The organism is Enterococcus sp. AZ009, from assembly GCF_050548785.1.
Classification (GTDB): domain Bacteria; phylum Bacillota; class Bacilli; order Lactobacillales; family Enterococcaceae; genus Enterococcus_D; species Enterococcus_D entomosocium.
In genome coordinates this window covers 2,560,341-2,579,095 of record NZ_CP172960.1, presented here as the reverse complement: position 1 = coordinate 2,579,095, position 18,755 = coordinate 2,560,341, and the positions used below count along the sequence as shown (strand labels likewise).

The window sequence follows — 18,755 nt, the reverse complement described above, 5'->3', positions numbered from 1 at the left end:
AGAGGAGAAAGAAATGAACATAATTATTGCAACACATGGAAAATTTGGTGAAGAATTAAAAAATTCGGCAGAAATGATTTTAGGTAATCTTGAAAATGTTTATTCAATTTCACTTCTTCCAGAACAATCATTTGAAGACTTTATGAATCAAGCTGATTCTTTGTTAAGAAAAATGTCTGGAACCACAATTGCTCTAGTGGATTTGTTTGGTGGCACCCCATCAAATGTGTTGACTGTTTTAACCAGAAAATATGGACATCATGTAATCGCAGGACTTAGTATGCCGTTATTCATTGAAGTGTATATGAGTAAGGATCAGCAGTCAGACACTGAAATCATGCAGCAATTTATTGCATCGGCACAGCAAGCCATTATCTATACAAATCAAGTAGTTGAGGAGGACTAACACTATGTTCGAGGGCATCATCACTCCAATTTTAACCCCTTTTTACAGAAATCCAGAACAAGCGATTAACTATTCGGCAGCAGAAGAACTAATAGAGCATCTTATAAGTTGTGGTGTTCAAGGGATTTTTCCCTTAGGAAGCAATGGTGAATTTCATCTACTATCTAGGGAAGAAAAAAAAGCATTTCTAAAATTTGTTGTAGAAGTAACCGATCATCGCGTTCCTGTATTTGCTGGAACAGGATCATGCGCAACAAAAGAAGCAGTCTGGTTGTCCCAAGAAGCCGAAGCTTTAGGAGTCGATGCATTATCTATTATCACTCCTTATTTCATTACACCGAGTCAACAAGAGTTACTGGGTTATTTTAAAGAGATTGCACAATCGGTTCGAATACCTATCGTTCTTTATAACATTACCAAGAATACAGGCTGCAATATTTCTCCCTCCTTGCTCGAAGAGTTGAAAGCTGTCGGGAATATTCAAGCAATCAAAGACAGTAGTGGGGACTTAGAAACATTAAAGTCGTTTCTGTCAGTAGGCAAAGAAACTGGTATCGATGTTCTAGTGGGGTCAGATTCGAAAATTAGTGATGGGTATCAATTAGGCGCATCAGGAGCTATTGCAGGAACGAGCAATCTTCTAACAAAAAGCCTTGTTCAGTTAGATAAATCTTTAAGAGAAGGCAATGAGACAAAAGCCCGAAACTATCAAAATCATATAGAGTCACTAAGAAGTATTTTGCCTCTTGGAAGTGTTCCTTCGGTATTGAAGTATGCCGTAGAACAAGCAGGCATTGCACAAGTAGGCCCAGCAAGAAAACCTGTAAATGAACTAAGCGCAGATGATCAGAACAAAGTCCAGACGTTGATTGAGGAATTTCGCAATCAAAATATTTTATAGTATTAGCAAGACACTGTTGCAAAAATGGTAGAATGTTTAAAACCTATTATTTCATGAAACAGGGTGACGAGAGTGAAATTAGAACAAATCTTTTATGAGTTTATTTTAGTCGTCAAAGACTACCGCAATTACGTAATCGGCTTGCTAGATGATTCTGGAAGGATCAAATTCAGCAGTGAAAAAAAATTGATTGGAAATATTATTCCTTTGCATAGCGCTGATAAGAGAAATCTCGTATTCAAAGTTCATGTTAAAAAGCAGAATTTTGGTTATCTTTGGGTCTATAGTGAAGACTCTGAAATTGAAATTGTCGGTAGATTACTCGCACAGTCCTTAGCTACTCGAATAGAATATGAACTAGCTGACGAATTTTTACAGATGAATGCTAGTTTAGACGAACAGCTTATCAAATTATTGCTTGATGAAGAGAAGATGGATTTGCAAGCGACAAAAGAATTGATGCAGGAAATGAAAATTGACTGGACGCTTCCACGAGTGGCAGTACTGATATGCAGTAACCGAGGGTTTGAAGCAGAAGAAGTGAAACGTCTGAAATATCGAACAGAGCATAAAGGAACGATTCTAGCACTATTAGATTCAAAAAGGCTCCTACTTTTTAAAACCTTACCTCAATCAATCAAGATGGGAATGGTAAAAGAAGTAATTACTTCCTTTATTGAGGAATTAAAAGATTGGGGACTCGCAGAGTGCAGGTATTATGTAGGATCTGTTCAAAATAAACTCTCCTATTATAAACAGAGTTATGAGGCTTGCTTGTGGCTAACCCATCAAAAAAGAATAGCGGTCAATCAAACTGTCTTTTTTGAAGACTATCAAGTTGATTTTTTTGTTTCACATTTAATTGAAAGTAAAGTAAATCAAAACTTTAACTATTACTACGAAACTATTTCAACAAGTGAGATTGATGAAATGGTGATGATTGCCGACAGTTTGTTTCAAGCAGACTATAATGTCACACAGGCTGCAGAGAAACTTTTTGTTCATAAGAACACACTCGTTTATAAGCTAAAGAAATACGAGGAACAATTTGGACTTGATATAAGGGGAACGTTTCAAGGGAAAGTTCTTTTTTACATGCTTTCTAAGCTGTTTAAGAATGATCAAAAGCAAGAGCAGGCAGGTGGGCAGCTATGAGCGGGAAAGTAAAGTTAGTACGTGTCGATAATCGATTGCTTCATGCGACAGTAGCGTTAAATTGGAGCAGGTTTGTCAATGCGAGTCAAATTATTATCGTTGATGAAAAAAGTAAAGGAGATCTATTTTTCGAACAAGTACTTCAGTTATCTTTACCTTCAACAATCAATGTAAAGATACTTTCTGCAGATCAGTTATTATCTTTTCATCAAGAATTAGAGAGGGATACCGATGCGAGAAAAATAAACATCATATTGCTGTTCAAAAAAATTTCGGATGTTTATTCCGCTTATCAAAACGGCTATCCGCTTAAAGAAGTACAAATACCATATCCAGCAAGTAGGTTTTTGATTAGGAAGCTAGATTATTATTATGATCATAAAGATTTGCAGAAAATACGCGAATTACAGAAAAATGGTATTCGTTTTTACTACCAAACAACTCCAATGGACACAAAGGAGTATAGTATTTTTGAACAAATAAAAATTTAGGGAGGTGAACAACGATGCTGAAGGAATACAAAGAAAGTGCCCAGCTGGCAATAAACAGTGTGATTAGCAACGTGAACGATTCTGATTTGAAAAAAGCTGTCCAAGAAATATTGGGATGTGAGTTGCAGAATGGAAGGATTCATTTAACAGGAATCGGAAAACCTTCATATGTTGCTGCCTATGGCGCATCACTATTGTCATCCACTGGTACACCTGCTTACTACTTGGATGGTACGGAGGCGGTACATGGTTCAAGTGGGCAGGTTGCTGAAAATGATGTTGTGATCGCTATTTCAAACAGTGGAGAAACGAAAGAAATGATTGCTACTTTGCAAGTGCTAAAAAATAATCATGCCAAGATTATAACAATCTCTAGTAATGCATCTTCTTCAATGGCTAAGTTATCGACACATGCGATTACTGTAAAAGTAGTGAGAGAAGGGGATGATTTAAACAAACCGCCAAGAGCTTCGATTCTTGCTCAGATGATGGTTATCCAAGAGTTATCTATATTACTGCAGGAAGAAAAGCAATTAGATGCTCAGACTTATTTAAAATGGCATCCTGCTGGAAGTATCGGGGAACATTTATCGAAAAAGAGCGAATCTTGTATCTACTGAGAAACTAATTAGTAAATACAGCGATACACAAATACCATACAAGGCACAACATAGCGATGATGAGTTTACTCATTGCAGTGTTGTGCCTGTCATTTTATATGCTGTTACTATTTAGTTTCCATTTATAGCTCATTCACACTAAAATCAATAAATAATATTCTCCCGAATAAAGTCGATATCGGTCACTAATAGTTTGCGATCGACACTCTTTAGAGCACCAGATTCTCGTAATTTTTGCATCATTCGATTGACACTGCTGGCAGAGGTAATGCCGCAAAAGCGAGCGATCTCTTCATTGGTGACTTCAAAGTCGATCAAGACGCCCTCTGTTGTTTGAACCCCAAAAGTTTCATAGAGCTCATTGATTTGGGTACAGACAGCACCGAATTTGCCGTTCATCAGCATTTGCTGCATCTTTTTCATCGTATCCATCAAGTTTCTCCGATAATACTCTTTGACATAATCCTGTAGCAGACGGTCACGATTGACATCTGCCCAAAATTGATCCCGCACGATTTTGTATAATTCGGCTTCTTCTGATTCAACCCGCACATTAAAAGGGGCTTCGACTTCTTGAGAGGATTCGTCTTTAAACAAAGAGACAATCTCGAAATCCGTCAAATAGCGCAAGTTGAATTCGCGCCCTTCATGGGTCACTACGCTAGTTTTGATGATGCCTTTTTTTAAAATATAGACGTACCGATCCGGGATCCCCTCATACGTCAAGTAACTCTTTTTCTTACGGATAACGATCGGTATTGCTTGTTTTTCTAAATAATCACGTAATATCTGTTTTTCCACCCGCGTTACTCCTTCACTTGATGCCAACCCAACATTTTCTGAAAAAAAGATGAAATATCCTCTATTCAAGCTTCATTAAAAGACATTTCTAGTGAAAAAGCAATAACAAATGTTAATGTTTCTTGTTAATGCTCTTTTTTAACAGCAAAAGCGCATTTCAAGTAGAGGAAGTTTCGGTATAGTAAAACGCATCACAGCACAAACAGGAGGAATGGAAGAAACATGTCAGACAGGGAAACCAATCAAGAAGGAATCGTCAGCTCGACGCCGTCAACCAAAAATGAAAAACTATGGAACAAAGGGTTTATCACGATTACCTTGATCAATTTTATCGTCTTTCTCGTGTATTATTGTTTTGTCGTCATCACTGCGAAATTTGCCACTCAGGAGTTAGGGGCATCCACCGCACAAGCTGGCTTGGCAGCGGGGATCTACATTATCGGGACCTTGATCGCTCGCTTGTATGTTGGAAAAATTTTAGAATTAGTTGGTCGTAAAGCTGTTTTGCGCTGGGGGATATTGTTTTATGTCATTACCACCGCTGCTTATTTGGTCTCGGTCAACATCTACATTTTAGATACCGTGCGCTTTTTCAATGGCTTTGCTTATGGTGCTGTCTCAACTGCGGCTAATGCGATCGTCACAGCATATATCCCAGCTTCCAAACATGGCGAAGGGATCAATTACTATGGATTAAGTACCAGTTTAGCAGCGGCAGTCGGGCCTTTTATTGGCATGCTATTATTACCGACCGTCGGCTTTGATTTCATTATTTGGTTAGCAACCATCTTATCAATCGCAACAGCCATCGCGTGTTTCTGGTTCCCAGTCAAAAACATCCCATTAACAGAAGAACACAGAGCACAACTAAAAAAATGGTCCATCAAAAGTTTTGTCGAACCAAAAGTCTTTTTCATTTCCGGGATTGCCTTTTTGATCGGGTTGGCTTACTCCAGTGTTCTCGGCTTCTTGTCGATCTACGCCAGTGAGCTTGGGTTAGAAACGGCCGGTGCCTTTTTCTTCATCGTCTATGCACTTTCCGTGACCTTCACACGACCAATGACTGGCAAACTATTTGACCGCCATGGCGCAGATGCGGTCATGTATCCTAGCTTTCTTTTCTTGACTCTTGGTCTTTTCCTATTGAGTATTACCGGCAACAGCTGGATGTTGTTGCTTGCGGGTTGCTTTGTCGGCTTGGGCTATGGCACCTTCATGTCGAATGGCCAAGCCGTTTGTCTAAAAGAGGTCGATCCTCACCGTGTCGGCGTAGCGCTCTCCACCTATTTCATCGGGCTGGACCTCGGCTTAGGCGTAGGTCCCTATGCATTAGGAAGCTTGCACGGTCTGTTTGATTACTCGCAGATCTACATCTTATGCGGACTGATCCCAGTCGTCGTTCTTGTTTTATACAAATTGTTTTATAAAACGAAACGCGCAGTTGCCGCCGTTGGTACTTTGAAGCAGCCAATCAACGAAGAAGAATGACCTCAACCATCACAAAAAGGAGTGTTTCACCATGGATAACAATCAATTGATTATTGAAGCATTGAACAAATTAGTGACGAACATCAACGAATTAAATGAAGAAATGCACGCTATGAAAGAGGTCACCGCAACGATGACCCATGAACAACTTGCTATCGATCATCAATTACGCGACATCAAATCGGTATTGATCAATGACAATTTAATTGGATAAATTGTCATAAGGCATAAAATGAAACAAGAAACAGGAATGAACGCTTTTTTTGAGAATGTTTGTTGCTCACTTACTAGTGGCAGAAAAATTCACATAAGAAAAGCGTTTTTTTTGATGCGCAAAAAAGAAAAGCGAACATTGCAGAGTTTGTACAAGAAAATAAGCAAGAAAAATTGTGGCAGTCCGCGCTTGTATGCTATAGTGTGTCTGGGTAGTAATACCTAATAAAAATCAGAGTAGGAAATAAAGCGTTAAGTGCTGAAAGGATGGGATGTTGCCTTTCGGACGAAGAACGGTCATTCGTTCGCGGTTTTATTTTCGCATTCGCTGCATGAATTTGTAGCAACTCTAAAAGGAGATGCTCGCTATGAAAAGAAAAGTCGATGCACACATGATTGCGGTCATGGGACTTTTGATTGCCTTAATGGTGGTCTTGTCGCAAATCTTGGGGTTTGAAACCTCCTATATCAAAATCACATTTTCCTTTGTACCACAGCTGATCATGGGTATGCTGTTTGGTCCGTTTTGGACCGCAGTTGGATCGTCATTAGCTGATATCGCAGGAATGGTGATTTTTCCAAAATCAGCCTACTTTTTCGGCTTTACCATCAATGCCTTTGTTGGTGGACTGATTTATGGCTACTTCTTCTATCGGAAAGAAGTCACATTAAAACGAGCGGCAACGGTCGTCTTGTTAAATACTATTTTGATAACCTTGATCTTAACTCCGATCTGGTTAGCCATGATGCTGAATATTCCTTTGACAAGCTGGGCCATCTGGTCGGTCCGCTTGCTAAAAGCAGTCATCATGTTCCCGATACAAACTGCGTTGATTTACATCGTAGGGCGTGCGGTACCATACAAACGGCTGATCCGACGGTTCGTTTAACGAGTAAAAAAGAACGATAACATCCATTGAAGTGAATCATCTGCGAATATTTCGTCAGTGGTTCACTTTTTTCTTTCTAAGGATGGGCTTAGTCATTCTCAATAACTTGTTTAGAGGGGAAGGTGAACCTATGAATAAAAAAGGACTCGCTATGGGACTGTTTCTTTTCTTAGTCTTAGCAGCAATGGGAGGGATGAAGTGGGTGATAGAACAGCAAAAACAGCAAACGGAGGAGTCATCCGTGATCCAGCAAAGCAGCTCGAGAGACGAAACAAAGGAAGAAAGCAGTGCAAGCCAAGAAACCACCTCAGTTTCCACGTCACCTTCTGTTTCCACTTCCACGCAAGAACAGTCAGAAGAGGCAATAGAAGAAAAAATCGCCACGATGAGTTTGGAGGAGAAGGTCGGGCAATTGTTTTTTGTGCGTGTACCTGAAAGCAATCAAATCGAAGAACTTCAAAACTATCACTTTGGCGGCTATCTGTTATTCGGCCGTGATACCGAAAATGAGACGGCGGAGAGCTTGAAACAGAAAATTTCAGATTACCAAGCAGCCAGCGCCATTCCGCTGTTGATCGGTATGGATGAAGAAGGGGGCACGGTGACTCGCATCAGCCGCAATCCGAACCTTACGGATCAGCGTTTTCTCTCACCACAACAGCTATATGCCCAAGGTGGATGGTCGGCGATCGAAGAAGATATAGCAAAGAAAGCGGAAATTTTAAAAGCGTATGGCATCAATGCCGGGCTGTTTCCCGTTGCCGATGTTTCCACTGATCCGCAGTCCTTTATCTACGACCGAACCATTGGCATGGATGCGCAGGGCACGAGTGCGTTTGTAGAACGTGTGGTTCATGTTTTGCAGAAACACCACGTGGGGTCAACCTTGAAGCATTTTCCCGGCTATGGCAACAATCGTGACTCGCATGTCGCCATCGTCACCGATGACCGCCCGCTATCTGCACTGCGGGAAACGGATTTTCTGCCTTTTGCCGCAGGGATCAAGGCTGGTGCCGATAGTATTTTGGTGGCCCATACGATTGTCAATAGTATCGATAACACTGTACCCGCCTCTATTTCAAAACCCGTGCATGAGCTGCTCCGAAATGAATTGCATTTTGAAGGGGTCATCATGACGGATGACTTGGATATGGCAGGACTTTCTGAGTTCATTCCGCAAAATGAAGCCGCATTACAGGCGTTGCAGGCGGGAAATGATCTAGTGATCTCATCTACCTACCAAGAACAGATCCCCTTTGTCGTACAAGCGGTTGAAGATGGCCGCTATTTGGAAGCTGATTTGAATGCTTCCGTCAAACGAGTTTTGCTCTGGAAAGAAGCATTGCATTTACTTTAAGAAAAAATAAACCTGCTGTTTCCTCCGTGTAAGAGAGTCGTTCTCTTACTGAGAGGAAGCAGCAGGTTTTTTTTAGATACTATGAGCCAGTACCTCTAATTCTTTGGCAAAGGCTTCTTGTCCAATAAATCGCAGATAGTCCAAGGCTTTTTCAATCGTGGCCATTCCCAGCGTACGATCTCCTTGGAACAAGGCGTAAATGCCTTCGAAATAACGAATCATCAGGCGGATACGATCATTGTCCGGCGGCAGGTGATCGGCTAGATACGTCAGCACATGCGCCAACTCGGCAGGTTTTTTGCGATCGATAAACAAGAAAGCCGCATTCGTCAGCAATTTTGTGTAGATTTGATAATTGATACTTAGCGTATTGCTGTAAAAAATTTTTTTATTCAGGTGTTTCATTTGATACAAGATGTACTCGTCAGAAAAAAGGAAAAGCAGATTGGTAAATAAGGAGATTTCAAACTTTCCCCACGTGTCGATTCGTTCCAAGTATTTCTTGATGGTCGCTTCGATGATGCAACGTTCTTCCTCGTCGGTAACTACGCCTTTTTTCTCTAAAATCAAAAAGAATTGACTATACAATACATAATAGAAAAAATCCTTCGTGGTTTTATACAGTGCTTGGGCTTTGTTGATCAAAGAGAGTACTTCAGAATAATTGCTTTCATAGTAAGCGGTGGTCAACTGTTTGGATAGCTGTTTTTTCTCGCTGACTTGATTGTCATCCAAGCGATACTCAAATTCCTCTAAGGTGACATTTAAGCGGTCCAAATATTGGTGCAAAATATCAAAGGCGATGCGATGCCCTTTTTGTTCAAAGGTTGCCAGTGTACTGCGTTCTGAAATGTTCTCAACCAATTTTCGCTGTGAGATATTTCGTTCCGTTCGTAACTCTTTTAACAAGTCATTGGCCTTCAAAAAATCCCTCCTAAAAAAAGTGGACGGAAAAATAGTCCAAATATGTTACAGCTTTATTTTGCGGGTAAACTTGAAGAAAGTCAATTAAAGGAGGAGAAATGGATGTTTGATTTTTTTAGTTTTCCCTGGGAAGTTGTAGAACTAATGGCTAACGTTTTTTCTTTCTTCAAATAATCGATCCTTTGTGATTGGTTAGCAATTGATTTTTTAACAGGAAAAAAGTATAAGTGGTTTCACGTAATAAGTTACTGTTCATTCGCGCATTCAAACGCCCTCTCCCCAAACAGCTTACCCTGTCAAGGTGCGTAGGTTTGCCGAATCCCTTTTAAAAAAGGAGCAAACACAACAGCGAGTGATTGCTCTTTTTTTGTTGGTCAAAAAACCTACATACGGCATCGCAACAGTCAGTTTTGCTTTTTCTTAAACATTGGTTCATTCGGATCAGAATAGTAATCAGGATTGAATTCATCATCGATCGATACCCCGAAAAGAGAAACGAGACTGGGAAGAAACCCAATCACGCCGAGGACGACGGCAACTGGAAGGTAGAATTTTTTACGCTTGTACCACGGAAGCTGCGATTTCTTTTCCATAGGAAATCCTCCTTTTCACTTAGTGTAACATGTTCTGAGTTAGGCGTGTTAATAATTACCTTCTATACTTAAAAATATACTAAAGCGGTGTATTGGCACATCTGATGGGGCAAAAAGTTTCGCTAGGTAAATCTAGGAAAGGGTCGTTTTTTTTGTCATTGCTGCCAGAATCAAGTTTTATAAAAAAGGAACCGAGTAAGAAAGCCATCCTTCTTACTCGGTTCCTTTTTATTGTAAGTAATCCTTGGTTTGGTCCATCAAGGCTTGAAAGTCTGATTCGTTTTTTCTTATCGCCTCTGTTAGGGTAAACAAATAACCGTTGGGGTCTTTGATGGTCATTTCAAGGGCATTCCAAGGCTTTTCCATCAAAGGTTCCACGATCCACTTTTCGGGAATTTTCTGAGCGATATTCTGAAGATCAATCATCGCTACATTCAAAATTGCTCCATCGCCAACAGTGAACGAGTCTGCGGCAATCAGCATCAAATCTTGGTAGTCAGCAAGACGCAGATGGTCCATCGTCACTTGATTTTCTTGATTGCGAAACTGATACAATGACTGGAACCCCAAGATTTCTGCAAACCATTTTGATGATTGTTCAATATCTTTTGTCTTCAATTGGTAAAACATTGGCATAACATATACTTTCATTTTGACACCTCCTCTTAATTAGAGGATACCGCTTGACGCAGCGTCAAAGTCAATAGACATTTTCGTATTGAAGCAAAGCTTGAAAATGGCGTTTCTTTGGCACTTAAGTCAAGGAAAAATGGGCAATAATTGTTTGACTTACTTCATCAGGTGATAAGTGGGTATTGTTGATTTTCAGCGAAGGAATCGTTGGGAAAAGGGTAGTTAATTCCTGTGGCAGGCTTTCTAAGCGATAGTGTTCATACGAAGACAAAAGCTCATTTCTAGAAAAAGCCAGCGCTCTTTTTGACGGCTTTGCGGCTAAACGGTCCTCATGGCAATTGCGCTTTAAACGTTCCTCAATATCAGCCACTAATTCGATAAAATAGACCTCTTGTCGGGCATCGGTAAATAGCTGGGCGATCTCTTGTAAAAAAGCTAAATCTCCCGCTTGATCGAAATCAATCAAGACCGTAAAGATGATTGATTTTGTCGTATTATTGGCTTCATTATGAACAAAGGCTTTGAAGAGTTCGATCCGCGTTTGATTAGACAAAGCAAATGCTGCTGGGCTATAGCCAAGAAAATTCGCAAAAAGATCAATGGTCTGGTGATTGAATAATAGTTTTGCATCCAATCGTTTTTCCAGTTCTTTCCCCACAGTCATTTTTCCTACCGCTTGCGCGCCAATCAAGACGATCAATGACATCACAACACATCCTTTTTATCAATCGTAACAAAGGTGGGCTATCGTGTAAATCGGTTCTTAGAAAGAAACGATTGAGAAGCTGGAGTTTTTTATGTGGAAACCAAGGATGCTCTTTTTTTAGGTAAAAAGGAATGAGCGAAATTTCTCCGAGACAGGAAAAAAGATCATACAGCATAGTAGCACGGTCTGGAACAACAAAATGACTAGTAGATTGATCGTTTCAAATCGTGAATAAAGATAGAAGTGGATCAGCCATTCGAAGACATTGACAAGGACTAAATAAAGGTAGTGCGCTTTTTTGACCTTGCAGTTTTTCAACCAATAATAGCTTAAGTAATAATCCAACAAGACCATCAGCAGTAGAAAAAGTTTACTGAAAGCCGTCAGATTGTCATGCTGGGAGGCGAGTTTTTGAAAAAACAACAAAAGTGTGGGAGTTGGAATATAAATGATCAATAAGGATAGAAAAAAATAGACAATAAAGGGCATAGGCATTCCTCCAAGATAGTGATAAAAAAAGCATAGATAAATTAGCAAATTTGACAGTACTCGTCAATTGGTTTTGTTATCGAAATTTTCGATAATGGATGTTTGGTATTGATTGAAGGAAAAAGGACCATAGGAAAGTCGATGGCTATTGATTCAGCAAAGCGCTGATAGCGAAGGAGTAATTAAGGGACAGGAAAAAAGAAATACTCCCTTTCTTTAATCGAGAAGGGAGTGCTTGATTGATCCGACGGAAACATCTAACCCTATGTCTCATTGAGTTTATCCGCATAAAACAAAAGTGCCTGTCGGTAAGACTGGATGTCTGGATCGCTAGAGGTTTCGGCAAGCAGGGTCAATAATCGTTCAGCGGCTTGCTCATACTCGGCTAGATTAAACAGTGTCATGGCATAGAAGGTTTGCAAAGCATGATTTTTTGGAAACAGCTGTATCGCGTGTAAAAACACTTCTTCGGCTTTTTGATACTTGCCGAGGGCACGATAGGTGCTGCCTAGACCTAGGTAGGCATCTGGCAAGTCGTTTTCTGATAAACCTAACGCGATTGCTTGTTCATAATAAGGAATTGCCTGTTGTTCTTCCCCTAAAAGATCATAACTCCAAGCCGTTTGGTAGTGGACAAAGGCATCTTGGGGATTTTCGGCAGCTAATTGAATCAATTGTTCATTTGATTGTTGCAGCTTTTTTTCAGCCCGCAGTTGGATCGCAGCAGCTAGTCGTTCATTCATTGGTTCGAAGCTCCTTTTCAAATAGTAGAAAATGACACGGATAACTTGCGAGCCTAGCTAAGGGGAAAGATCAGCCCAGCTTTCACCTGCAAAGGAAAAACCGCATGCTTCATACAGCTTGTAGGCTGGCTGATTTTCAACCGTCACTACCAGATAAAGGTGAGTGAGTCCCATGGCTTTTGCTCGTTGGATCACTTCATTCATCATTAGCTTGGATAAGCCTTTGCCTTTAAAGGCTGCGCTCATAACAACAAATAATAGCAGGGGAAGCTCTTGAAACGTGCTGGTTACTACGGCACCGATAGGATAATTATCCATTTGCAACCGAAAAGAAAGCTCTGGACTCAAGGGACCGTATTTTCCGTCAGCAGTCTCTCTCAGCTCTCTTTGCCAGTCAGCAATCGATTCCCCTTCGTCATCCGTCGTTTCATGATAGGCCGAATAAAAAAGTTCTGCGACACTTCGAGAATCCGGGATAAAGGGGTCAAAAGAAAGGGCGGATTCTTGTAAAGCTTTGGGGGTATGTTGTAAGTCACAAGCCATAATGATTCGTTTCATAGAAGCACTCCTCTCTGCTCGTTTCATTTATTATAGCAGAGCAAAGCTTTCTCAAGATCGTTTTTTTCTAATGAAAGCCCAGATACAACGAATTCCTTCGTAGATTGCAGTAAAGACAGCAACCAGAAACAAAAACGACATGTAATGGATCAAAAAAGCCAGTTGAAACCACAAGCCATAGACCATCGGCAGGACGACGAGCAAACAAATTCCTAATTCGATGTTTCGCTTTCTTCTTATTTGAAACCAACGTTCATCTGACATCCTTTTTTCCTCCTGTTCATTCTTTACACACGCTCTCGGATAAATATCCATCTTTTTATAAAATATTCAATATAGTTGCGATATTTTGATTAAAAACTAGAAAATTAGTTTATTTTTTGGTAATCTTGAAGATAAGATTAGAAATAGCTGTTGTTTTTTATTTTGACTTATTATCCCACGAAAGACAAGGTGAGCTCAATGGAAAGAAAACCGATGTATTTAAAAAATGGGCTTCCCCTAACAATGGAGCCCGGTAAGATTTATACATGCCTTTACCGAGGCGGTTATTTCATTTGTGAAGAAAAGGGCCAACCGCTGCCATCGATAAAAAGAGAAGCGAAATAAGCGAACTTCTCACTTAAGATTTGTCAGGGATCGAACGGGTTGTTGGAATTGTTATCTCCTTTTTGGTACCAATCAAATGATGTCTAGCATTTTCAAAAAATCTCAACGTTCTTCATTCAGACCATTCTAAGGCTTAAATTGATTTTGACCGATTTCAATTTAGTAAGAACAATCCGATCACTGACAAATGTTAGGTGAAAAGTCCCCAAGAGACTGAACGAATAGTAATGGTTATTCGGACAGCCAAGAGCAGTGGAATTACGAGCGAACATACAATAGTAGAAATCGTCTTTTTCTCATAAAAAACGATTCTACTTGAAGGAAACATTTTTTTTTGCTATAATAGTTCAGGAATTGAAAAATAAAATAGATAAAGGTTGAGCATTTTTTATGCTTCAAGGATCAGGTTTGCCAAGGGGTGAGGCAAACATTCTTGGAGGAATGCTGGCCTTTTTTTTGTTATCAGCATACTTCTTCGTGAGGTATGCTTTTTTTGTTTATTTTTCAGTTGGGAATATAAATCACTATGGGAGGGAAATCGATGAGAGAAGCTTTGACTCGTTTACGAGAAGCAGAAGAAGCCAATGAACAGCAATTGCTCGCTTTGAAAAAAGAACTGCAGTCGGAAGAAGCGCAGCAGCAACAAGCATTGCAAGAGCGGGCTTCCGCTTTGGAAGAAGCCCTTGCTCAGGAACAAGCAACAGTCGAAGACCAGTTGCAACAGTCACTAGAAGCACAAAAGCAGCAGCTGGCAAAAGAGACCCAGCAAGTGTTAGATCGTTACCAAAAAAATATGCAAAGCTTCCAAGAGCAAGCGGTTCAACAGATCGTTGAAGGAGTGATCGGAACTTATGGCAGTAACCAAACTAAATAAACTAACGTTGATCACCCCGAAGCACTACCAAGAAAGGTTATTGACGAAGCTGCAAACGATGCAGTTTGTTGAAATCGAGAACGTATTTGAGCAGGAAGCGAACGAAACTTGGCTACGGGAATTTTTTGCAGGAGCCACCCCAGAAGGTGCTTCTCACCAACCAATGATTCGTCGACTGCAAGAAGCAATCCGCTTTATTCGCCAAAATGGTGATGCGAAAAAAGGCATAGAATGGCAACGAGATGCCTTGCGGCTGTCGGACTTTGAAACAAGCTTCGATGAAGCAGCAGCATTGACGGAGCTGGTTGAAGTCGAGAAGTTGCAAGAGCGCTGGGTAGAGACGATCGAAGCGATCGAAGCAGCGACGCAGACGGAAGAATGGGCGACACAGTGGCAAAATCTTGACGTGCCGTTGGAGATCGAAGCACCTGCTCATACAAGTTTTTTTGCTGGGCGTGTCGAAGGCCCACGCTGGGAAGATCTAGCTGAAGCCTTGCGACAATTGGAAGAGGTTCATATCGAAGTGATCTATTCTGAGCCAAAAAAAGTCAATTTCAGCTGCCTATTTTTAGCAGCGATCGAAGAGCAAGTGTTCCAATTGTTTCACCGATATGGGGTGAAGAAAGAAACCGGTCTAACATCCGAATCACCAAAAGTGGTTTTGCAAAACGCGAAACAAGCGTTGACTTCCTTGACCCAGCAGCGCAAAGAACTGATTACAGAAATCAGTCAGCACAAACAACGGCTGATCCTGTTACAGCAAGCGGAAGAACTGTTTTTGACTCGTGAGAATCGGGCAATGATGCAACAGCGCTTAGCAGCTGGTCAGACCTTTGCCCTCTTGCGCGGCTGGATCGCAGAAAAGGATCAACCGTTAGTGGCGGAAATGGTCCAAGAATCCTTTGCCAACGAGATTTACTATTCGTTTGAAGAACCCACTTCAGAGGAGATCGCTGCTAATCAAGTGCCAACGAAGCTAAAAAACGCCTCGTTTATTCAACCCTTTGAAATGTTGACGGAGATGTACAGCCTGCCAAAATACGATGAGATCGATCCAACCCCATGGATGACGCCCTTTTACTATGTTTTCTTTGGTATGATGGTGGCTGACTTAGGTTATGGTGCATTAATGGCTGTAGCGACCACGATCGGGCTGCACGCCATGCGTTTGCCCAAAGGGACCAAACGGTTTCTGAAATTGTTCCAGATTTTGTCCGTGCCAACTATGATTTGGGGCGCAGTCTACGGCTCTTTCTTTGGCGCTACATTGCCCTTCCAACTTTTATCACCCTCCGAAGATTTTATGGCGATCTTTGGTCTATCCATGATTTTTGGTGGGATCCAACTGTTTACAGGCCTTTATTTAGCAGCCAAAGAAAATATCCGCAAAAAGGATCTTTTAGGTGCAGTCAACGATGGCTTTGCGTGGCTAGGACTTTTGAGTGGTCTTTTAGTGGCAGCCGCAGGCAATCTTTTGATCGATGTCCCAGCACTAACAACCGTCGGCTTGATTTTAGCAGGCTTTAGTGCCTTATTGATCATCGTGGTACCGATTCTGAAAGGGAAAACCAAAGTGGGCGGCTTCTTTTTAGGGTTGTATGACTTATACGGTGTGACCAGTTACATCGGCGACTTTGTCAGCTACAGCCGCTTGATGGCATTAGGGATCTCCGGTGGGAGTATCGCAGCAGCTTTCAACTTATTGGTGGGCTACTTGCCGCCAGCCGCTCGTTTTTCTGTAGGCATTCTCTTATTGGTTGTCCTACAAGCTTTAAACATCTTTTTATCGTTACTGAGTGCATATGTGCATGCCGCACGTTTACAATATGTAGAGTTTTTCGGAAAATTTTTCACTGGTGGGGGGCGCCAATTTGAAACCTTCAAGCCAAGTGAGAAATACGTTGATTTTGATAAAGAAAATGGAGGAGACAATAAATGATTGATTACTTAATTAATAATAATGGTGGTATGGTGTTTGCAATTATCGGAATGGGGATCGCTACGATCTTTTCTGGGATCGGTTCAGCCAAAGGGGTGGGCCAAACTGGTGAAGCAGCGGCAGCCTTAACGACGAATCAGCCGGAGAAGTTTGGACAAGCCTTGATTTTACAATTACTTCCCGGAACGCAAGGGCTATACGGATTCGTTATTGCGTTTATGATCTATGGTAGCTTAAGTGGTGAAATGTCGACAGTGACTGGTATGGCGTATTTGATGGCCTCACTGCCAGTTGCCTTTACTGGCTTATTCTCAGGAATGGCCCAAGGGAAGGTCGCTGCAGCTGGGATTCAAATTTTAGCGAAGAAACCAGAGCATTTCTTTAAAGGGGTCATGTTCTCAGTAATGGTTGAGATGTATGCCATCTTAGGTTTTGTTATTTCTTTCTTACTTTTAGGAACGATTTAAAGGGGGCGAAGGTATGGACGCAATCGACAAAATGATTGCTGAACTAGACCAAGAAGCGCAGACAAAACGGGAACGTTTGGCTGCCGCTGAACGTGCTAGGATCAGTGAAACGATGGCACGTGACTGGGCGAAAAAAGAGTCGGACTTGCAGCTTCGTGCCCAGCAAGCAAAAAAGCAAGCCGAAAAACATTATCAGCAAGCCCTGAATCGCCAAGCAAGTGCCGCTAAGCAGCAGCAAATGGTGAAACAAAACGAATACCTGACACAACTTTTTGAGCAAGCGTATCAAAAAATGGTTGCCTGGACGCCAGAAGAGCTGCAGTCATTTGCTGAAAATGTGCTGCAGCAGTTGCCGATCAGTGGGACGGTGACCTTCCACGCTGGTCCTGAGCAAGCAGCCCATCTAGATGCCGCTTGGCTTACGTCTTGTCAATCAAAACTACCGTATCAAATCAAAGCAGGCGCACCATTGACAGAAGCGGGCTTTTTGGTAGATGACAACGGCATTCAATACAATTTTACCTATCAGGTACTGCTTGATGAATACAAGAAAGAAACCCGAGAACGGTGGTTGCAGATCATACAACAAGGAGGTTGATCCATGAGGAACTATCATCAATTGAATCCAATCATTCGGCTGAAAGAGATGACGTTGTTAAAGTCGCAAGAAGTCGAGCAAATGATTGCGGCAAAAGGGTTTGCTGAAGTCGAAGCTGTCTTGCAGCAGACCCATTATCAACGCTATTTGAAGCCAGATTTTCATGAACGATTCGAAACCTATCTCGATGAAGAATTGTTAAAGACGATCAAAGAATTGGCCGAGCTGGTTCCTGATCAAGAGATCCTCCGACTGTATATGATGCCTTTTACTTTCCATAATCTAAAAGTCTTGACCAAAGAGTCAGTCACTGGAAAAGATTATGATCATCTACTGATCGAAGACGGTTTTTACACGATCGATGAGTGTCGGACCGCCATCAAAACGGGAACCTCAGAGGTATTGCCTGAGAAAATCGTGACTACGATCCAAGAGGTGCGGGAGTACTTAGAAGGCGGCGCCGTGCTGCAAGGCATCGATATCATTTACGATCGCCGGTATTTACATGAACAACGGCGACTGGCAGATGAAATCAAGATCCTTGAGCTACAAGAAGCTGTCATCAAAATGATCGATCTGACCAATCTAACGATCGCCGCTCGTTGTGTACTTCAAAAACGATCGCGCAGTTTTATGGAGGCAGTCCTAGTGAGTGTCGGCAGTATACCAAAAGAAGAATTTTTAGCGTTTGCGGATGCGTCCTATAGCGACTTTTTAGCCTTCTTATTAGAAAGTGATTATCAGGAAGTATTGCGGCCTTTGATTCATGAACAGGTGATCGACTTTGCTGGCTTGGCACTTTTACAAGACAATTTGATCACAGAAAGCTATGGTCAAGCTCAAACGGATGCTTTAGGACCACTGCCTTTACTCGCATTTTTGAATGCTAAGGTTTTGGAACTGCAAAATCTGCGTATCTTGCTGGTAGGCAAACGCAGCGGCTTTACGGAAGAACAAATCAGAGAAAGGATGCGGCACTATGACTCATAAAATCGGCGTGATCGGCGAGAAAGAATCCGTCATTCCTTTTCAACTATTTGGCTTTCAGGTCTGCTATGCCTCGGAAGAAAAAGAAGTGAAGCAGGCGCTGGCAAAATTAATGAAGAACAGTACGATCATCTACCTGACTGAAAAATGTGCAGAGCTGATTCCCGATGAATTAGCAAAAGTCCAACAAAAAATGACACCTGCAGTCATCTTGATCCCTGATTACGATGGTTCCCGAGGAATCGGCAAACGAATGATTCAAGAAAATGTCGAAAAAGCAGTTGGGCAAAACATACTATAGAGAGGAGCCGAT

24 protein-coding genes, 1 riboswitch and 1 other annotated feature are annotated in these 18,755 nt (G+C 41.5%); of the genes, 15 read left to right on the top strand and 9 right to left on the bottom strand.

Annotation, left to right across the window (positions count from 1 at the left end; translation table 11 throughout):
• Nucleotides 1-13: 13 nt before the first annotated feature.
• The 5 genes from IGJ74_RS12315 (at nucleotide 14) to IGJ74_RS12295 (ending at nucleotide 3,573) form a co-directional block, all read left to right on the top strand.
• Nucleotides 14-406: a PTS sugar transporter subunit IIA gene (locus IGJ74_RS12315; RefSeq protein ID WP_244323936.1), complete on the top strand. Its 393-nt coding sequence runs from the start codon at nucleotides 14-16 to the stop codon at nucleotides 404-406.
• A gap of 4 nt (nucleotides 407-410) precedes the next feature.
• The gene (locus IGJ74_RS12310; protein ID WP_218193198.1) at nucleotides 411-1,307 is read left to right on the top strand and encodes a dihydrodipicolinate synthase family protein; all 897 of its coding nucleotides are present in this window, start codon (nucleotides 411-413) and stop codon (nucleotides 1,305-1,307) included.
• A gap of 72 nt (nucleotides 1,308-1,379) precedes the next feature.
• Nucleotides 1,380-2,462, top strand: a complete 1,083-nt coding sequence (locus IGJ74_RS12305; RefSeq protein WP_016621550.1) for a PucR family transcriptional regulator — start codon at nucleotides 1,380-1,382, stop codon at nucleotides 2,460-2,462.
• Nucleotides 2,459-2,953 (top strand): PTS sugar transporter subunit IIB, encoded by a 495-nt coding sequence (locus tag IGJ74_RS12300; protein ID WP_016621549.1) that lies wholly within the window; start codon nucleotides 2,459-2,461, stop codon nucleotides 2,951-2,953. Before IGJ74_RS12305 ends, IGJ74_RS12300 begins: the two co-directional genes overlap by 4 nt.
• Nucleotides 2,954-2,967: 14 nt before the next feature.
• Nucleotides 2,968-3,573 (top strand): SIS domain-containing protein, encoded by a 606-nt coding sequence (locus tag IGJ74_RS12295; protein ID WP_016621548.1) that lies wholly within the window; start codon nucleotides 2,968-2,970, stop codon nucleotides 3,571-3,573.
• A gap of 144 nt (nucleotides 3,574-3,717) precedes the next feature.
• On the opposite strand, the gene IGJ74_RS12290 is transcribed toward IGJ74_RS12295, so the two are convergent.
• A complete protein-coding gene (locus IGJ74_RS12290; RefSeq protein WP_034872302.1) occupies nucleotides 3,718-4,374 on the bottom strand; it encodes a Crp/Fnr family transcriptional regulator in 657 nt (218 codons plus the stop codon).
• A 222-nt stretch (nucleotides 4,375-4,596) separates the two neighbouring features.
• Between IGJ74_RS12290 and IGJ74_RS12285 the strand changes: the two genes are divergently transcribed.
• From IGJ74_RS12285 to IGJ74_RS12270, 4 genes are all read left to right on the top strand, one after another.
• The gene (locus IGJ74_RS12285; protein ID WP_016621547.1) at nucleotides 4,597-5,862 is read left to right on the top strand and encodes an MFS transporter; all 1,266 of its coding nucleotides are present in this window, start codon (nucleotides 4,597-4,599) and stop codon (nucleotides 5,860-5,862) included.
• A 31-nt stretch (nucleotides 5,863-5,893) separates the two neighbouring features.
• Nucleotides 5,894-6,076 (top strand): hypothetical protein, encoded by a 183-nt coding sequence (locus IGJ74_RS12280; RefSeq protein ID WP_005225550.1) that lies wholly within the window; start codon nucleotides 5,894-5,896, stop codon nucleotides 6,074-6,076.
• Between the two features lie 230 nt (nucleotides 6,077-6,306).
• A riboswitch (THF riboswitch) is annotated at nucleotides 6,307-6,408 on the top strand.
• A 26-nt stretch (nucleotides 6,409-6,434) separates the two neighbouring features.
• Complete coding sequence (locus tag IGJ74_RS12275) at nucleotides 6,435-6,965, top strand: folate family ECF transporter S component (RefSeq protein ID WP_005234846.1); 531 nt, start codon at nucleotides 6,435-6,437, stop codon at nucleotides 6,963-6,965.
• Nucleotides 6,966-7,095: 130 nt separating this feature from the next.
• On the top strand, nucleotides 7,096-8,322 hold the full coding sequence (locus IGJ74_RS12270; protein WP_042890475.1) for a glycoside hydrolase family 3 N-terminal domain-containing protein: 1,227 nt from the start codon (nucleotides 7,096-7,098) through the stop codon (nucleotides 8,320-8,322).
• A gap of 72 nt (nucleotides 8,323-8,394) precedes the next feature.
• Here IGJ74_RS12270 and IGJ74_RS12265 read toward each other — a convergent pair whose 3' ends face one another.
• From IGJ74_RS12265 to IGJ74_RS12230, 8 genes are all read right to left on the bottom strand, one after another.
• Complete coding sequence (locus IGJ74_RS12265; RefSeq protein ID WP_008378897.1) at nucleotides 8,395-9,246, bottom strand: Rgg/GadR/MutR family transcriptional regulator; 852 nt, start codon at nucleotides 9,244-9,246, stop codon at nucleotides 8,395-8,397.
• A gap of 404 nt (nucleotides 9,247-9,650) precedes the next feature.
• Complete coding sequence (locus IGJ74_RS12260; protein ID WP_005234854.1) at nucleotides 9,651-9,839, bottom strand: hypothetical protein; 189 nt, start codon at nucleotides 9,837-9,839, stop codon at nucleotides 9,651-9,653.
• 228 nt (nucleotides 9,840-10,067) lie between these two features.
• Nucleotides 10,068-10,490, bottom strand: coding sequence for a glyoxalase (locus tag IGJ74_RS12255; protein WP_016621544.1), 423 nt, complete (start codon nucleotides 10,488-10,490; stop codon nucleotides 10,068-10,070).
• Between the two features lie 103 nt (nucleotides 10,491-10,593).
• The gene (locus tag IGJ74_RS12250; RefSeq protein ID WP_016621543.1) at nucleotides 10,594-11,178 is read right to left on the bottom strand and encodes an AAA family ATPase; all 585 of its coding nucleotides are present in this window, start codon (nucleotides 11,176-11,178) and stop codon (nucleotides 10,594-10,596) included.
• A gap of 117 nt (nucleotides 11,179-11,295) precedes the next feature.
• Nucleotides 11,296-11,667 (bottom strand): hypothetical protein, encoded by a 372-nt coding sequence (locus IGJ74_RS12245; RefSeq protein ID WP_005234865.1) that lies wholly within the window; start codon nucleotides 11,665-11,667, stop codon nucleotides 11,296-11,298.
• 263 nt (nucleotides 11,668-11,930) lie between these two features.
• Nucleotides 11,931-12,410, bottom strand: a complete 480-nt coding sequence (locus IGJ74_RS12240; RefSeq protein WP_016621542.1) for a tetratricopeptide repeat protein — start codon at nucleotides 12,408-12,410, stop codon at nucleotides 11,931-11,933.
• A gap of 57 nt (nucleotides 12,411-12,467) precedes the next feature.
• The gene (locus tag IGJ74_RS12235; RefSeq protein WP_016613544.1) at nucleotides 12,468-12,995 is read right to left on the bottom strand and encodes a GNAT family N-acetyltransferase; all 528 of its coding nucleotides are present in this window, start codon (nucleotides 12,993-12,995) and stop codon (nucleotides 12,468-12,470) included.
• 24 nt (nucleotides 12,996-13,019) lie between these two features.
• Nucleotides 13,020-13,232: a hypothetical protein gene (locus IGJ74_RS12230; RefSeq protein WP_008378885.1), complete on the bottom strand. Its 213-nt coding sequence runs from the start codon at nucleotides 13,230-13,232 to the stop codon at nucleotides 13,020-13,022.
• A 720-nt stretch (nucleotides 13,233-13,952) separates the two neighbouring features.
• Nucleotides 13,953-14,006: a sequence feature (sodium ion sensor (DUF1646 type); this cis-regulatory element may regulate processes involved in with the transportation of sodium ions), on the top strand.
• A 112-nt stretch (nucleotides 14,007-14,118) separates the two neighbouring features.
• Here IGJ74_RS12230 and IGJ74_RS12225 point away from each other — a divergent pair.
• The 6 genes from IGJ74_RS12225 to IGJ74_RS12200 are packed head-to-tail and all read left to right on the top strand — an operon-like array spanning nucleotide 14,119 to nucleotide 18,743.
• On the top strand, nucleotides 14,119-14,451 hold the full coding sequence (locus tag IGJ74_RS12225; protein WP_008378883.1) for a hypothetical protein: 333 nt from the start codon (nucleotides 14,119-14,121) through the stop codon (nucleotides 14,449-14,451).
• Nucleotides 14,429-16,390, top strand: coding sequence for a V-type ATP synthase subunit I (locus IGJ74_RS12220; protein ID WP_218193197.1), 1,962 nt, complete (start codon nucleotides 14,429-14,431; stop codon nucleotides 16,388-16,390). The genes IGJ74_RS12225 and IGJ74_RS12220 overlap by 23 nt, the downstream gene beginning before the upstream one ends.
• The gene (locus IGJ74_RS12215; protein ID WP_005225567.1) at nucleotides 16,387-16,857 is read left to right on the top strand and encodes a V-type ATP synthase subunit K; all 471 of its coding nucleotides are present in this window, start codon (nucleotides 16,387-16,389) and stop codon (nucleotides 16,855-16,857) included. The genes IGJ74_RS12220 and IGJ74_RS12215 overlap by 4 nt, the downstream gene beginning before the upstream one ends.
• Nucleotides 16,858-16,870: 13 nt before the next feature.
• The gene (locus IGJ74_RS12210; protein WP_008378878.1) at nucleotides 16,871-17,455 is read left to right on the top strand and encodes a hypothetical protein; all 585 of its coding nucleotides are present in this window, start codon (nucleotides 16,871-16,873) and stop codon (nucleotides 17,453-17,455) included.
• A gap of 3 nt (nucleotides 17,456-17,458) precedes the next feature.
• A complete protein-coding gene (locus tag IGJ74_RS12205; protein ID WP_218193196.1) occupies nucleotides 17,459-18,445 on the top strand; it encodes a V0D/AC39 family V-type ATPase subunit in 987 nt (328 codons plus the stop codon).
• On the top strand, nucleotides 18,435-18,743 hold the full coding sequence (locus IGJ74_RS12200) for a V-type ATP synthase subunit F (protein WP_005225570.1): 309 nt from the start codon (nucleotides 18,435-18,437) through the stop codon (nucleotides 18,741-18,743). The genes IGJ74_RS12205 and IGJ74_RS12200 overlap by 11 nt, the downstream gene beginning before the upstream one ends.
• The last annotated feature ends 12 nt before the right edge of the window (nucleotides 18,744-18,755 follow it).